General features: G+C 64.5%; 11 protein-coding genes. 7 read left to right on the forward strand and 4 right to left on the reverse strand.

From position 1 onward, the window contains the following. Window positions 1-146: 146 nt before the first annotated feature. From trxC to hrcA, 3 genes are read right to left on the reverse strand one after another with little or no spacing between them, the layout of a single operon-like run. Window positions 147-590, reverse strand: a complete 444-nt coding sequence (gene trxC / locus ACE3OV_RS08185; RefSeq protein WP_374326499.1) for a thioredoxin TrxC — start codon at window positions 588-590, stop codon at window positions 147-149. A gap of 52 nt (window positions 591-642) precedes the next feature. Continuing rightward, window positions 643-1746, reverse strand: coding sequence for a ferrochelatase (hemH, locus tag ACE3OV_RS08190; RefSeq protein WP_374326500.1), 1104 nt, complete (start codon window positions 1744-1746; stop codon window positions 643-645). A gap of 7 nt (window positions 1747-1753) precedes the next feature. Beyond that, the gene (gene hrcA / locus ACE3OV_RS08195; protein WP_374326797.1) at window positions 1754-2782 is read right to left on the reverse strand and encodes a heat-inducible transcriptional repressor HrcA; all 1029 of its coding nucleotides are present in this window, start codon (window positions 2780-2782) and stop codon (window positions 1754-1756) included. A gap of 48 nt (window positions 2783-2830) precedes the next feature. On the opposite strand from hrcA, the gene ACE3OV_RS08200 reads away from it, so the two are divergent. Next, window positions 2831-3748 carry an NAD kinase gene (locus tag ACE3OV_RS08200; protein WP_374326501.1) on the forward strand — a complete coding sequence of 306 codons (918 nt, stop codon included), beginning with the start codon at window positions 2831-2833 and terminating at the stop codon, window positions 3746-3748. Further along, window positions 3748-5418, forward strand: a complete 1671-nt coding sequence (gene recN / locus ACE3OV_RS08205) for a DNA repair protein RecN (RefSeq protein ID WP_374326502.1) — start codon at window positions 3748-3750, stop codon at window positions 5416-5418. Before ACE3OV_RS08200 ends, recN begins: the two co-directional genes overlap by 1 nt. Before the next feature lie 13 nt (window positions 5419-5431). On the opposite strand, the gene fur is transcribed toward recN, so the two are convergent. Beyond that, window positions 5432-5863, reverse strand: coding sequence for a ferric iron uptake transcriptional regulator (fur, locus tag ACE3OV_RS08210; protein ID WP_374326503.1), 432 nt, complete (start codon window positions 5861-5863; stop codon window positions 5432-5434). 95 nt (window positions 5864-5958) lie between these two features. On the opposite strand from fur, the gene ACE3OV_RS08215 reads away from it, so the two are divergent. The 5 genes from ACE3OV_RS08215 to carB all read left to right on the forward strand — a co-directional run bounded on the left by ACE3OV_RS08215 (window position 5959) and on the right by carB (window position 14324). Further along, entirely contained in the window at window positions 5959-6441 is a 483-nt protein-coding gene (locus ACE3OV_RS08215; protein WP_374326504.1) for an outer membrane protein assembly factor BamE, read from the forward strand. Window positions 6442-6445: 4 nt separating this feature from the next. After that, entirely contained in the window at window positions 6446-7252 is an 807-nt protein-coding gene (gene dapB, locus ACE3OV_RS08220) for a 4-hydroxy-tetrahydrodipicolinate reductase (protein WP_374326505.1), read from the forward strand. A 5-nt stretch (window positions 7253-7257) separates the two neighbouring features. After that, the gene (locus ACE3OV_RS08225) at window positions 7258-9822 is read left to right on the forward strand and encodes a response regulator (RefSeq protein ID WP_374326506.1); all 2565 of its coding nucleotides are present in this window, start codon (window positions 7258-7260) and stop codon (window positions 9820-9822) included. An 83-nt stretch (window positions 9823-9905) separates the two neighbouring features. Next, complete coding sequence (carA, locus tag ACE3OV_RS08230; RefSeq protein ID WP_374326507.1) at window positions 9906-11096, forward strand: glutamine-hydrolyzing carbamoyl-phosphate synthase small subunit; 1191 nt, start codon at window positions 9906-9908, stop codon at window positions 11094-11096. Window positions 11097-11117: 21 nt separating this feature from the next. After that, window positions 11118-14324, forward strand: a complete 3207-nt coding sequence (gene carB, locus ACE3OV_RS08235) for a carbamoyl-phosphate synthase large subunit (protein ID WP_374326508.1) — start codon at window positions 11118-11120, stop codon at window positions 14322-14324. Window positions 14325-14369 lie beyond the last annotated feature (45 nt).

Consider the following 14369-nt stretch of genomic DNA (forward strand, 5'->3'; position numbering starts at 1 on the left):
GTTCGGTAGCTGAACATCTCCGATTGGGTTATGTCGGCACTGCGCATGAAATCGCTATCTCGTTGAATTCGAAAGACAAATTATACCATTTGCATGGAATTTGCAGGGTTTTTCAACAGCCTGTTAACGGCGGCCGCCGGGGAAAACTAAAGCGCCATCAGGTGGGGTTGCAACCAGCGTTTGAGCGAGGCGAGGTCGAGGGCGCCGCTTTGCCGGGCCACTTCGCGACCGTTCTGGAAGACGGCCAGGGTCGGGATGCTGCGGATGTTGAAGCGGCCAGCCAGTTGCTGCTGTTCTTCGGTATTGACCTTGAGGAAGCGGGCGGCTGGTTCAAGGTCGATCGCTGCCTGGTGGAAGGTTGGCGCCATCATCCGGCAGGGGCCGCACCAGGGCGCCCAGAAATCGACGACCAGCGGCAGTTCGCTGCGCAGCAGGTGGCGCTCGAAACTGGTGCCGTCGACTTCCAGCGGCTCGCCGGTGAACAGGGGCTGCTTGCACTGGCCGCAGTTCGGGCTGGCGGCAAGGCGGGCGGCAGGCAGGCGGTTGACCGCGGCGCAATGGGGGCAGACGAGGTGCAGGGTATCGCTCATGAGGGGCTCCGTTGTATCAGTAATTTCTGATATGCGGGCGCCGCCCGGGATTTCAAGAGGGCGCGCCGAAGCGTCGGGCTTCGCTGGCTTCCGTGGCGAGGCTGGCGGCATCCGGTTCGCCCCGGGTGTCCCAACCGGCTAGGTGGCGCTCGGTGATGTCGGCGAGGGCGGCGATCCAGTCCGGAGCGTCGTTGAGCGCCGGGATGTAGTGATATTCCTTGCCGCCGGCCTTGAGGAAGTCATCACGGCCTTCCTGGGCGATTTCTTCCAGGGTTTCCAGGCAGTCGGCGGAGAAGCCCGGGCAGATCACGTCGACCCGGCGCACGCCGGCCTTGCCCCAGGCTTCCAGGGTCGGTGCCGTGTACGGCTGCAGCCATTCGGCCTTGCCGAAGCGTGACTGGAAGGTGATCAGGTATTGCTCGGCGGCGAGGCCGAGGCGTTCGGCGAGCAGGCGGCCGGTCTTGTGGCATTCGCAGAAGTAGGGGTCGCCGAGATCCAGCGAGCGCTTGGGCAGGCCGTGGAAGCTGATCAGCAGGCGGTCGCCGGCGGCGGGCCGGCCGACCTGCTGCCAGTGCTTGCGTACCGAGGCTTCGAGCGCAGCCAGGTAGCCGGCGTCGTCGTGGTAGTGGCGCAGAAAGCGCATTTCCGGCTGGTTGCGCGTCTGCAGCAGCCAGCGGGCCGCCTCGTCGACGACGGTGGCGGTGGTGCTGGCGGCGTATTGCGGGTACATCGGGACGATCAGGATGCGTTCGTGGCCGGCGGCCTTCAGGCGGTCGAGGACGCTGCCGAGCGATGGCTGGCCATAGCGCATCGCCCAGGTGACGCTGACGCGGTGGCCGCGCTCGCCCATGTGTCCCTGCAGCAGCTTGGCCTGGCGTTCGGTGTACACCCGCAGCGGCGAGCCGTCCGCCGTCCAGATGCTGGCGTACTTGGCGGCGGATTTCTTCGGTCTGGTGTTGAGGATGATGCCGTTGAGGATCGGCCACCAGACCAGGCGCGGGATTTCGACGACGCGTGGGTCGGCGAGGAACTGCCCGAGATAGCGGCGCAGGGCCGGCGCCGTTGCGGCGTCAGGGGTGCCGAGATTGACCAGGACGACGGCGGTGCCGCGCGGGCTGCCGTGGCGGTGCGGCGGTTCGGGCTGGAATTTTGGCATCGGGGGGTCAGTTTTCGTTCTTGTGGGAGAGTGCCGAGGAGAGCAGGCGGGCGGTGATGTCGACGATGGGGATGACGCGTTCGTAGGCCATCCGGGTCGGGCCGATGACGCCGAGCGAGCCGACGATCTGGCCATCGACAGCATAGGGGGCGGTGATGACGCTGCATTCGTCGAGGGTGGCGATGCCGGATTCGCCGCCGATGAAGATCTTGACGCCTTCGGCGCGGCTCGAGACGTCGAGCAGGCGCATCAGGCTGGAGCGTTGTTCGAAGAGGTCGAAGAGTTCGCGCAGGCGCTTCATGTTCGATGACAGTTCCTCGACATCGAGCAGGTTTCTTTCGCCGCTGATCACGTAGGGCTGGGCGCTCTCGCTGAGGGCTGCGTCGCCGGCATCCAGGGCCAGCGTCATCAGCGGCTTGATGTCGTCGCGCAGTTGCTGGATCTCGCCGGCCAGGCGCTGGCGAATCTGCTCGAAATCGAGGCCGGTGAAATTCTGGTTCAGGTAGTTGGCGGCGCTGGTCAGTTCGCTCGGCGAGTAGGCGCGGTCGCAATTGAGGATGCGGTTCTGCACGTCGCCGTCGGCGGTGACGATGATGAGCAGGATGCGCTTGTCCGACAGGCTGAGGAATTCGATCTGCCGGATGCGGTTGGCGGTGCGCCGGGGAGCGATGACGACGCCGGCGAAATGGGTCAGGCTGGACAGCAGTTGCGAGGCGTTGGCGATGATCTGCTTCGACGGCAGCCCGTGCAGCGCATCTTCGATGGCGCCGCGCTGGTGTGCTTCGAGCGGTTGCACGGTGAGCAGGTTGTCGACGAACAGCCGGTAGCCGCGGGCGGTCGGGATGCGCCCGGCCGAGGTGTGCGGGCTGGCGACGAAACCGGCTTCTTCGAGGTCGGCCATGACGTTGCGGATGGTGGCCGGCGACAGTTCGAGCCCGGAGAATTTGGACAGGGCGCGCGAGCCGACCGGTTGCCCGTCGGCAATGTAGTGTTCGACCAGAGTCTTGAGCAGGGTGCGCGAGCGATCATCAAGCATGCCGCCGATTCTACCGAAAAGCAGCGGCGGCACGGCAAGGCGTTTTTTATGCAAGAATTCGCACCCATGAACCGCCTCCGTCATCCCCGCACGATTGCCCTGGTCGGCAAATACCACAGCCCGGAAATTGCCGAGTCCTTACGCCGTCTGGCCGAGTACCTGCACGAGCGCGGCGTCTCGGTCTTCGTCGAGCGCGAGACCGCCGAACACATCGGCAAGCGGGTCGATCTGGCGCGCTGGGTCACCTGCGGTTTCAACGACATCGGCGCCCACGCCGACGCCGCCATCGTCCTCGGCGGCGACGGCACCATGCTCAACGCGGCGCGCCGGCTGGCCCGCTACTGCGTGCCGCTGGTCGGCGTCAATCAGGGGCGGCTCGGCTTCATGACCGACATCGCCCGCGACGACATGCTCAGTTGCATGGACGATCTGCTTGACGGCCGTTTCCAGCGCGAGAACCGCATGCTGCTGGCGGCCGAGGTGATGCGCGACGGCAAGGAACTGGCGAGCAACATGGCGCTCAACGACGTTGTCGTGGATAAGGGCGCGATCGGCCGGATGATCGAGTTCGAACTGTTCATCGACGGTGAATTCATCTACAACCTGCGCTCCGACGGTTTGATCGTGTCAACGCCGACCGGCTCCACCGCCTATTCGCTGTCCGCCGGCGGCCCCATCCTGCATCCGACGCTGACCGGCATCGCGCTGGTGCCGCTGTGTCCGCATGCATTGACCAACCGCCCGGTGATCGTCAACGACAATGCCAACATCGAACTGCGCATCGTCCGCGCCGACGAGCCGCGCGTACACTTCGACGGTCAGTTGACCCTCGACCTGCAACCCGGCGACAGCGTCCGCCTGTACCGCTCCGAGCACACCATCTGTTTCCTGCACCCGCCCGGCTACAGCTACTTCGCGATGCTGCGCCAGAAGCTGCAGTGGAGCGAACGGCCAAAGGGAAGCTGATGCTGCGCCACCTGACCTTGCGCGATTTCGTCATCGTCGACCGCCTGGAGCTGGAATTCGCCGCCGGTTTCGGCGCGCTGACCGGTGAAACCGGTGCCGGCAAGTCGATCCTGATCGACGCCCTGGCCCTGGCGCTCGGCGAGCGCGGCGATGCCGGCGTCGTTCGCGCCGCTTGCGACAAGGCGGAGATTGCCGCCACCTTCGACATTGCCGGCCTGCCGGCGCTCACCGCCTGGCTCGACGAGAACGGCCTGGATGCCAGCGAGGACCTGCTGCTGCGCCGCGTGGTCGATGCCAATGGCCGCTCGCGCGCCTGGATCAACGGCTCGCCGGCGACCGTTCAGCAACTGCGCGAAGTCGGCGAATGGCTGGTCGATATCCACGGCCAGCATGCCCATCAGTCCTTGTTGCGGGCCGACGCCCAGCGTCAGTTGCTCGACGGCCATGGCGGCTTGCTCGAACTGGGGCGCGAGGTCGCTGCGGCCTGGAAAGCCTGGCGCGACGCTGAACAGGCCTGGCAGGCGGCGAATGATGGTATGCAGGCACTGTTACGCGAACGCGAACAGCTCGAATGGCAGGTCGGCGAACTTGCCGCGCTGGCTTTTACCGCCGACGAATGGGAAACGCTGGAAGGCGAGCATCGCCGCCTGGCTCATGCCGCCAGCCTGATCGAGGGCGCCCAGTTCGCGCTCGCCGTGCTGGCCGATGACGATGCCGCCTGCGAACGACAGATCGACCAGGTGTCGTCGCGGCTCGCCGATCTGGCCGCCTACGATCCGGCGCTGGCCGATGTCGCCGGCGTGCTCGCCTCGGTGCAGGCCGAGCTTGCCGATGCCGTGTCGACGCTGCGCCGCTATGCCGACCGTGTCGATCTCGATCCCGGGCGCCTGGCGGAAGTCGAGAAACGGATTGAGGCGATCCTCGCCCAGGCCCGGCGCCACCGTGTGACGCCGCCGGAGTTGCCGGCCTTGCTTGCCGGCTGGCAGCAGCGCCTCGCCCAATTGGCGGCCGCCGCCGACGTGGATGCGCTGCGCGCGGCGGCTGATGCAGCGCAAGCCGCTTACCGGACCCTGGCGCAGCGTCTGTCGGCCGGGCGACAGACGGTCGCTGCCGAGATGGGCGAGCGGGTGAGCGAGATCATGCGCCGCCTGGCGCTGTCTTCCGGGCGCTTCGAAATTGCCTTGCCGGCGCTCGACAACCCCGCGGTCTACGGTCTCGAACAGGTCGAATTCCGTATCGGCGGTCTCGCCGGCAACGATGCCAGGCCGTTGGCCAAGGTGGCTTCCGGCGGCGAACTGTCACGCATCAGTCTGGCCATCCAGGTGCTCACCTCGCGCTCGGCCAGTGTGCCGACGCTGATCTTCGACGAGGTCGATGTCGGTATCGGCGGTGGTGTTGCCGAGATCGTCGGCCGTTTGTTGCGCGAACTGGGGGGCGAGCGCCAGGTGCTGTGCGTCACCCACCTCGCCCAGGTCGCAGCGCAGGCCGACTGGCAGTGGCAGGTCAGCAAGACGACGCGCGAAGGTGTCACGCTCTCGGCAATTCAGCCGCTCGACGGTGAAGGGCGGGTGGGCGAGATCGCCCGCATGCTGGGCGGCGTCGAATTGACCGGAATCACGCTGGAGCACGCCCGCGAAATGCTGCGCGCTGGCGCCGAGCAGCCGCGCTGAAGCGGCGGGAGGCTTATTCGTCGGTGCCGGGGGTGGTCTGGTGCTTGCTGCAGATGCCGTAGATGTACAGCGCGTGGTCCTGGATTTTGAAACCGCGCTCTTCGGCGATCAGCTTCTGCCGGCGCTCGATTTCCGGATCGTAGAACTCTTCGACCCGGCCGCATTCGACGCAGACCAGGTGGTCGTGGTGCTTGCCGTGGTTGATTTCGAAGACCGCCTTGCCGGCTTCGAAGAAGTGGCGCTCAAGCAGGCCGGCCTGCTCGAACTGGGTCAGCACCCGGTAAACCGTCGCCAGACCTATGTCCATGTTTTCCGCGATGAGCATGCGATAGACATCTTCCGCAGTCATGTGCCGCATCGTGCCCTTTTCGAACAACTCAAGAATCTTGAGGCGCGGGAAGGTGGCTTTCAGGCCGATGCTTTTGAGGCTCTGCGGGTCACTCATCGTGTGGGGTTCCTGGTGTTACGCGGGGCTGGGCAAGGAGGATTTCGGGTATGATATACCGCTTCAACGCCGTTACGAAATTTCCGGAAGCCCGCATGCGCCGTTACCGTACCCTGCTTCTTGCCTTGGCCTGCACGCTGCCTGCGGCGTGTTCCTACAAGCCGAGTTTCATCAACGAATACAAGATCGACGTCCAGCAGGGCAATGTGCTGACTCAGGACATGGTCGCCCAGCTCAAACCCGGGCAGACCCGCGAGCAGGTCCGTTTCATCCTTGGCAGTCCGTTGATCACCGACATTTTCCATCAGCAGCGCTGGGATTATGTGTACCGCTTCCGTGAAGGCAGTAGCGGCAAGGTTCAGTCCCGTCGCTTTTCGGTGTTCTTCGATGCCGGGGATCGGCTGGAGCGGGTGAGCGGCGATGTCGAGGTGGCGACGGTGGCGGAATTGACGACGCCGGTGGAGCGGATGCGGCTGGTGGACCTGGGGACGATTTCCCCGGAAGCGGCCGCCGAGGATGCGCCGCCGCCCGAAGAGCCGGGATTCTTCCGGCGCATGATCAAGAAGATCGGATTCTAGAACCATGAACAAGGCAAGAATCGGCATCGTTGGTGCCGGCGGTCGCATGGGCCGCATGTTGATCGAGGCGGTGCTCAAGGATCAGGGGGCGCTTCTCGGTGCCGCCTTCGACGTTCCGGGTAGCCCGGCAATCGGCAGCAACGCCGGGGCGCTGGTCGGCATGGCGAGCGACGTCGTGATCACTGACGACATTGCCGCCGGGTTGGCGCAGGTTGATTGCCTGATCGACTTCACGCGTCCGGAAGGGACGCTGGCGCACCTCGCACTCTGTCGCCAGGCTGGTGTGGGTATGGTCATCGGCACCACTGGTTTCGATGCGGCCGGCAAGGCGGCGATTGCTGCAGCGGCGAACGATGTGCCGGTGGTCTTTGCTGCCAACATGTCGGTTGGCGTCAATCTGGTGTTCAAGTTGCTCGATACCGCCGCCCGCATTCTCAACGAAGGCTACGACATCGAGATCGTCGAGGCGCACCACCGGATGAAGGTCGATGCTCCTTCCGGGACGGCATTGCGCATGGGCGAGGTGGTGGCTTCGGCGCTTGGTCGGGATCTCGCCGAATGCGCGGTCTATGGCCGCGAAGGCGTGACCGGCGAACGCGATCCGTCGACCATCGGTTTTGCGACGGTGCGTGGTGGCGACATTGTTGGCGATCACACGGTGATGTTCTGTGCGCTCGGTGAACGCGTCGAAATCTCGCACAAGGCGAGCAGCCGGGTGCCTTACGCGCTGGGCAGCCTGCGCGCGGCGCGCTTCATCGCCGGGCGGAAAAACGGCCTGTTCGACATGCAGGACGTGCTCGGTTTGCGCTGACGACGATGAAATCCCGCTTGCTGCAGCGTCAGCTCGAAGAGTTGTTCGGCGGCGAAGGGGAGGCCGGCTACCGGCAATGGCTGGCAGCGGCCCGGCAGCAGGGGGCGGCGGCTTTGGCCGATGACGTCGAGCGTTTGCTGCAGCGCGTCGATGCTTCCTTTGGAGCGCTGACCGGTTTTGCCAAATGGAACAGCGTGCTGTCCGGCGACGCGCTGGCCGACTGGAACCTGCGCAGCGGCACCATCGACTCCGGGCGACACTGGAAGGAAATGCTGGGCTATGCCCAGGGCGACCTCGACGATTCAATCATCCAGTGGCAGCGCCTGCTGCATCCGGAAGATCAGCGGCTGTTGCAGTCGCGGATGGCGGCGCATGTCCGCAACCGTGATCGTTGGTTCGAGCTGGAATGCCGCCTGCGCGCCAAGAGCGGTGGCTGGCAGTGGTTCATGGTGCGCGGTGCGGTGGCGGCCCGCGATGGCGATGGCGAGCCGGCGCGGATGCTGGTCCTGCAGCGCGACATCACCCAGATCAAGGTGGCGCAGGCCGACCTGATCGCTGCCAAGGAGACGGCGGAATCGGCCAACAAGGCGCGCGGCGCCTTCCTGGCCAACATGAGTCACGAAATCCGGACGCCGATGAACGGCATCATCGGCATGACCGAGCTGGCGCTCGATACCGAGTTGGATGCCGAGCAGCGCCACTACCTGAAAACCGTCAAGTCGTCGGCAGAGTCGCTACTCACCATCGTCAACGACATTCTCGACTTTTCGAAGATCGAAGCCGGGCGGATGGAAGTCGAGGCGGTCTCTTTCATCCTTTCCGATGTCGTCATGGAGGCGGTCCGCGTCCTCGCCGTCAATGCGCACCGCAAGGGGCTGGAGCTGGTCGTCGATATCCGTCCGCAGGTGCCGGAGCGCCTGGTCGGCGATCCGACGCGCTTGCGTCAGGTGATCATCAACCTGCTCGGCAATGCCATCAAGTTCACCGAGACCGGCGAGGTGGTGATCAGCGTCGAACTTGTCGATCCGTCGGCCGGTAAGCCCGAACTTTGCGTGACCGTGCGCGATACCGGGATCGGGGTGCCGAAAGACAAGCAGCAGGCCATCTTCGATGCCTTTTCCCAGGCCGACGTGTCTACCACCCGGCGTTTCGGCGGGACCGGCCTTGGTCTGGCGATCTGCGCCAAGCTGGTGCAGTTGATGAACGGCCGGATCTGGCTGGAGAGTGAGCCGGGGCAGGGCTCAGCCTTCCATTTCACGGTCGGTTTGGGGGGCGATGCGGCGATTGGTGCGCCGCCGGCGTGTACGCAGTCTTTCCACGGTCGTCACGCGCTGATCGTCGACGACAATCCGGTGGCTGGCCAGTGCCTGCGCGACCTGCTGCAGCGTCTGGGGTTGCAGGCCTCGCTGCTCAGTGACCCGGTGCAGGCGGTGGCGGTGATGAACAAGCGCCGCGGCATGGATTATCCCTTCGATTACCTGTTCGTTGACGCGGCGATGCCGGCACCGGCTGGCATGGCCCTGGTCGAGACCTGGCGCAACTCCGGGCGTCTGGAGCGGATGATGGTGATGCTGACGACGGAGAACCAGCGCCACGATCTGGGGCGTTTGCGCGAACTCGGCGTCGCGGTGCATCTGCTGAAGCCGGTCGGGATCGGCGATCTCGAGGTTGCGCTGGGCTTGGCAGAGGCCTCCGGCCGCGGCGCCGAAGAGGCACTGACGCTGGCTGCCTTCGATCCCGGTCTTGGCGAGGTGGCGAACGAAGCGGTCGATTTACGCGTGTTGCTGGCGGAAGACAATCCGGTCAATCAGGAACTCGCGCTGCGCTTGCTCGAGCGGCGCGGTTACCGGGTCCGGGTGGCAAACAACGGTGCCGAGGCAGTCGACATGTTCGATGAAGGAGCCTTTGATGTCATCCTGATGGATCTGCAGATGCCGGTGATGGGGGGTATCGAAGCTACCGAAACCATCCGTTCTCGCGAAATGCGGCGCAGCTGGGTGATCTCGCACGAGCTGAAACCGATCCACATCATCGCGATGACCGCCAACGCGATGGACAGCGACCGTGAGCGCTGCCTGGCTGCCGGCATGAACGATTACCTGTCCAAGCCGCTGCGGCCGGAAGCCTTGTTTGCTGCCCTGCGTCGGGTTGCCGGCGAAGAGGATTTGCCACTGGTGCCGGCGCTGGCGGCAACTGCATCGGCAACGCCGTCGGCGATGCAGGCGCTGGATCTGAAGTCCGCCCTCGACAATTTGGGCGACATTGACCTGCTGGCGACCATGGCCGAGATGTTTCTCGGTGAATGGAAGGGGCATCTCGATAATCTCGCGACGGCGCTGGGCGCGCGGGAGGCCGTGGCGAGCCGGCTGCATGCGCATACGCTGAAAGGCTTGCTGGCGATGTTTCATGCCGAGCAGGCGCGTCAGCACGCGTTGGATATCGAGCGTGAGGTGATGCGGGAAGCGGTCGACTGGGGGCGTTGTCAGGATATTTTCCATGCCTTGGCGGCAGAGATGGAAAGCATCCGGCCGCGTTTGCAGTCCTTCGTCGAGAATCGCGTAATGCCTTGAATTTGCCTGAAAAGGGCCTTGTCGGCTAAAATGGCAAGGTTAAAAAGCACAAGCGGGGAGGCGCGAGCCTTCCCGCTTGGCACATGAACGAGCAGAAAAATTACAGGAGAGCTGACGTGTCGCTGCTGCCCTCATTCACACCCGCCATCCTCGCCCTCGCCGACGGGACGGTTTTCAAGGGCCAATCCATTGGCGCCGACGGCGTAACCAGCGGTGAAGTCGTTTTCAATACCGCCATGACCGGCTACCAGGAAATCCTGACCGATCCGTCGTATTCCCGCCAGATCGTCACCCTGACCTATCCGCACATCGGCAACACCGGCTGCAATGTCGAAGACTTCGAGTCGCGCGCCAATTTTGCCGCCGGCCTGGTGATCAAGGATTTGCCGCGTCTGGCCTCGAACTGGCGCTGCCAGGAAGACCTCGGCGCTTACCTGAAAAAACACGGCATCGTCGCCATCGCCGGCATCGATACGCGCAAGCTGACCCGCATCCTGCGTGAAACCGGCGCCCAGGCCGGCTGCATCCTCGCCGGTGACGTCGACGAAGCAAAGGCGCTGGCCGCCGCTCGTGCCTTCCCCGGACTGGCCGGCATGGACCTGGCCAAGGTCGTCTCGGCGACCGAACGCTACACCTGGAGCGAAGCCGAGTGGACGCTCGACGGCTACCAGCAGCGTGGCGAAGCGCGTTTCCATGTGGTCGCCTACGACTTCGGCGTCAAGAGCAACATCCTGCGCATGCTCGCCGAACGCGGCTGCAAGCTGACCGTCGTCCCGGCCCAGACGCCGGCTGCCGACGTCCTTGCGCTGCAGCCGGACGGCGTCTTCCTGTCCAACGGCCCGGGCGACCCGGAACCCTGCGACTACGCCATTGCCGCGATCCGCGAAATCCTTGCCGCCGGCGTGCCGACCTTCGGCATCTGCCTCGGCCACCAGCTGCTGGCCCTGGCCTCCGGCGCCAAGACGCTGAAGATGAAGTTCGGCCACCACGGCGCCAACCACCCGGTCAAGGACATGGACACCGGCCAGGTGCTGATCACCAGCCAGAACCACGGTTTCGCGGTCGATCCGGCGTCGATGCCGGCCAACCTGCGGGTCACCCATGTCTCGCTGTTCGACGGTTCCAACCAGGGGATCGCCCGCACCGACGTGCCGGCCTTCTCCTTCCAGGGGCACCCGGAAGCCAGCCCCGGCCCGCACGACGTGGCCTACCTGTTTGATCGCTTCCTCGACACCATGACGCGCGGCGTGGCTGCGCTCAACAACGCGCAATAAGCGGCACAGAGAGAGATTACGATGCCGAAACGTACAGACATCAAGAGTGTTCTGATCATTGGCGCCGGCCCGATCATCATCGGCCAGGCCTGTGAATTCGACTATTCCGGTGCGCAGGCCTGCAAGGCGCTGCGTGAAGAGGGTTACAAGGTCATCCTGGTGAACTCGAATCCGGCGACGATCATGACCGATCCGGAAATGGCCGACGTCACCTACATCGAGCCGATCACCTGGCAGGTCGTCGCCAAGATCATCGAGAAGGAACGGCCGGACGCGCTGCTGCCGACCATGGGTGGCCAGACCGCGCTCAACTGCGCGCTCGACCTCGACCGTGAAGGCGTGCTCGCCAAGTTCAACGTCGAGCTGATCGGTGCTTCCAAGGAAGCCATCGACAAGGCCGAGGACCGCCAGAAGTTCAAGGACGCGATGACCAAGATCGGTCTCGGTTCCGCCAGGTCGGCCACCGCGCACAGCATGGAAGAGGCCTACCAGGTGCAGGCGATGATCGGCTTCCCGACCATCATTCGCCCGTCGTTTACGCTCGGCGGCACCGGCGGCGGCATCGCCTACAACATGGAAGAGTTCGAGACCATCTGCAAGCGCGGTCTCGAAGCCTCGCCGACCAACGAGCTGCTGATCGAAGAGTCGCTGCTCGGCTGGAAGGAATACGAAATGGAAGTGGTCCGCGACAAGGCGGACAACTGCATCATCGTCTGCTCGATCGAAAACCTCGATCCGATGGGCGTGCACACCGGCGACTCGATCACCGTCGCCCCGGCGCAGACGCTGACCGACAAGGAATACCAGCTCCTGCGTAACGCCTCGATCGCCGTGCTGCGCGAAATCGGCGTCGACACCGGCGGTTCCAACGTGCAGTTCTCGATCAATCCGAAGGATGGTCGCTGCATCGTCATCGAAATGAACCCGCGCGTCTCGCGCTCGTCGGCGCTGGCTTCCAAGGCGACCGGCTTCCCGATCGCCAAGATCGCCGCCAAGCTGGCCGTCGGCTACACGCTGGACGAGCTGGCCAACGACATCACCGGCGGCAAGACGCCGGCCTCGTTCGAGCCGTCGATCGACTACGTCGTCACCAAGGTGCCGCGTTTCGCGTTCGAGAAATTCCCGCAGGCCGACAGCACGCTGACCACCCAGATGAAGTCGGTCGGCGAAGTCATGGCCATGGGCCGGACCTTCCAGGAATCGCTGCAGAAGGCCCTGCGCGGGCTGGAAGTCGGCGTCGATGGCTTCAACCTGAAGACGGTCGACCCGGAAACCATCGACGAGCAACTGGCCCGGCCGACGCCGGACCGCCTGTGGTACGTCGCTGACGCCTTCGGCATCGGCATGTCGGTCGAGCGCGTCTTCGAGCTGACCAAGATCGATCCTTGGTTCCTCACCCAGATCAAGGAGATCGTCGATCTCGAACTGGCCGTGGAAAAGCGCGAGTTCTCGTCGCTGACCGCCGAAGAAGTCCGCTTCCTGAAGCAGAAGGGCTTTGCCGACCGTCGTCTGGCTTATCTGCTGAAGACCAGCGAGTCCGAGTTCCGCGCCCGCCGTCACGCCCTCGGCGTACGGCCGGTGTACAAGCGCGTCGATACCTGCGCCGCCGAATTCTCGACCGGCACCGCTTACCTCTACTCGACCTACGACGAGGAGTGCGAAGCGCAGCCGACCGACAAAAAGAAAATCATGGTCCTGGGCGGCGGTCCGAACCGCATCGGCCAGGGCATCGAATTCGACTACTGCTGCGTGCATGCCGCGATGGCGATGCGCGAAGACGGTTACGAGACGATCATGGTCAACTGCAACCCGGAAACGGTTTCCACTGACTACGACACTTCCGATCGCCTCTACTTCGAGCCGCTGACGCTGGAAGACGTGCTGGAAATCTGTGCCATCGAGAAGCCGGTCGGCGTTATCGTCCAGTACGGTGGCCAGACCCCGCTGAAGTTGGCGCTGGCTCTCGAAGCCAACGGCGTGCCGATCATCGGCACGACGCCGGAATCGATCGACATCGCCGAAGACCGCGAGCGATTCCAGAAGCTGCTGCACGAGCTCGGCCTCAAGCAGCCGCCCAACCGCACGGCGCGCACCGAAGAGGATGCCCTGCGTCTGGCGCAGGAAATCGGCTACCCGCTGGTCGTTCGCCCGTCCTACGTGCTCGGCGGCCGGGCCATGGAAATCGTCCATGAGCAGAAGGACCTCGAGCGCTACATGCGCGAAGCGGTCAAGGTCTCCAACGATTCGCCGGTGCTGCTCGACCGCTTCCTCAACGACGCCGTCGAATGCGACGTCGATGCCCTGTCCGACGGCGAGGAAGTGATCATCGGCGGCGTCATGGAACACATCGAACAGGCTGGCGTGCACTCCGGTGACTCGGCCTGCTCGCTACCGCCGTACTCGCTGTCCGCCGCCGTCCAGGACGAACTACGTCGGCAGACCAAGCTGATGGCCAAGGCGCTCAACGTCTGCGGTCTGATGAACGTGCAGTTCGCGATCAAGGACAACGACGTCTACGTGCTCGAAGTCAATCCGCGCGCCTCGCGCACCGTGCCTTACGTGTCCAAGGCGACCGGGCTGCAACTGGCGAAGATCGCCGCCCGCTGCATGGCCGGCCAGAGCCTGAAGGCCCAGGGCATCACCAAGGAAGTCGTGCCGCCTTACTTCTCGGTCAAGGAAGCCGTCTTCCCCTTCGTCAAATTCCCGGGCGTCGATACCATCCTCGGCCCGGAAATGAAGTCGACCGGCGAAGTCATGGGCGTCGGCACCAGCTTTGCCGAAGCCTTCGTCAAGTCGCAGCTCGCCGCCGGCGTCAAGTTGCCGTCATCCGGCAAGGTCTTCCTGTCGGTCAAGGACAGCGACAAGCCGAAGGCGGTCGAGATCGCCCGCCACCTGCACGAAGCTGGTTTCCAGCTCGTTGCCACGCGCGGCACGGCACACGCCATCGCCGCCGCCGGCCTGCCGGTGCAGCCGGTGAACAAGGTGACCGAGGGCCGTCCGCACATCGTCGACATGATCAAGAACAACGAGATTTCGCTGATCATCAACACCGTCGAGGAAAAGCGCGGCGCGATCAACGACTCGCGTTCGATCCGGACTTCCGGCCTGCAGGCGCGGGTGACGATGTACACGACGATCTGGGGCGCTGAAGCCGCGGCCGAAGGCATCCGCAACCGGGGCGAACTCGTGGTCTATCCGATCCAGGCGCTGCACGCGCAGCTTCACTGAAACCAACCAGAACCACCGCCGGGCCGCCCGATTAGGGCGCCGGCG

This window comes from Azonexus sp., assembly GCF_041909095.1.
Taxonomy (GTDB): domain Bacteria; phylum Pseudomonadota; class Gammaproteobacteria; order Burkholderiales; family Rhodocyclaceae; genus Azonexus.

Bases quoted from the DNA above. Each gene is read 5' to 3' on its own strand.
- trxC (WP_374326499.1), bottom strand. From the start codon at position 590: ATGAGCGATACCCTGCACCTCGTCTGCCCCCATTGCGCCGCGGTCAAC.
- hemH (WP_374326500.1), bottom strand. From the start codon at position 1,746: ATGCCAAAATTCCAGCCCGAACCGCCGCACCGCCACGGCAGCCCGCGC.
- hrcA (WP_374326797.1), bottom strand. From the start codon at position 2,782: ATGCTTGATGATCGCTCGCGCACCCTGCTCAAGACTCTGGTCGAACAC.
- ACE3OV_RS08200 (WP_374326501.1), top strand. From the start codon at position 2,831: ATGCAAGAATTCGCACCCATGAACCGCCTCCGTCATCCCCGCACGATT.
- recN (WP_374326502.1), top strand. From the start codon at position 3,748: ATGCTGCGCCACCTGACCTTGCGCGATTTCGTCATCGTCGACCGCCTG.
- fur (WP_374326503.1), bottom strand. From the start codon at position 5,863: ATGAGTGACCCGCAGAGCCTCAAAAGCATCGGCCTGAAAGCCACCTTC.
- ACE3OV_RS08215 (WP_374326504.1), top strand. From the start codon at position 5,959: ATGCGCCGTTACCGTACCCTGCTTCTTGCCTTGGCCTGCACGCTGCCT.
- dapB (WP_374326505.1), top strand. From the start codon at position 6,446: ATGAACAAGGCAAGAATCGGCATCGTTGGTGCCGGCGGTCGCATGGGC.
- ACE3OV_RS08225 (WP_374326506.1), top strand. From the start codon at position 7,258: ATGAAATCCCGCTTGCTGCAGCGTCAGCTCGAAGAGTTGTTCGGCGGC.
- carA (WP_374326507.1), top strand. From the start codon at position 9,906: ATGAACGAGCAGAAAAATTACAGGAGAGCTGACGTGTCGCTGCTGCCC.
- carB (WP_374326508.1), top strand. From the start codon at position 11,118: ATGCCGAAACGTACAGACATCAAGAGTGTTCTGATCATTGGCGCCGGC.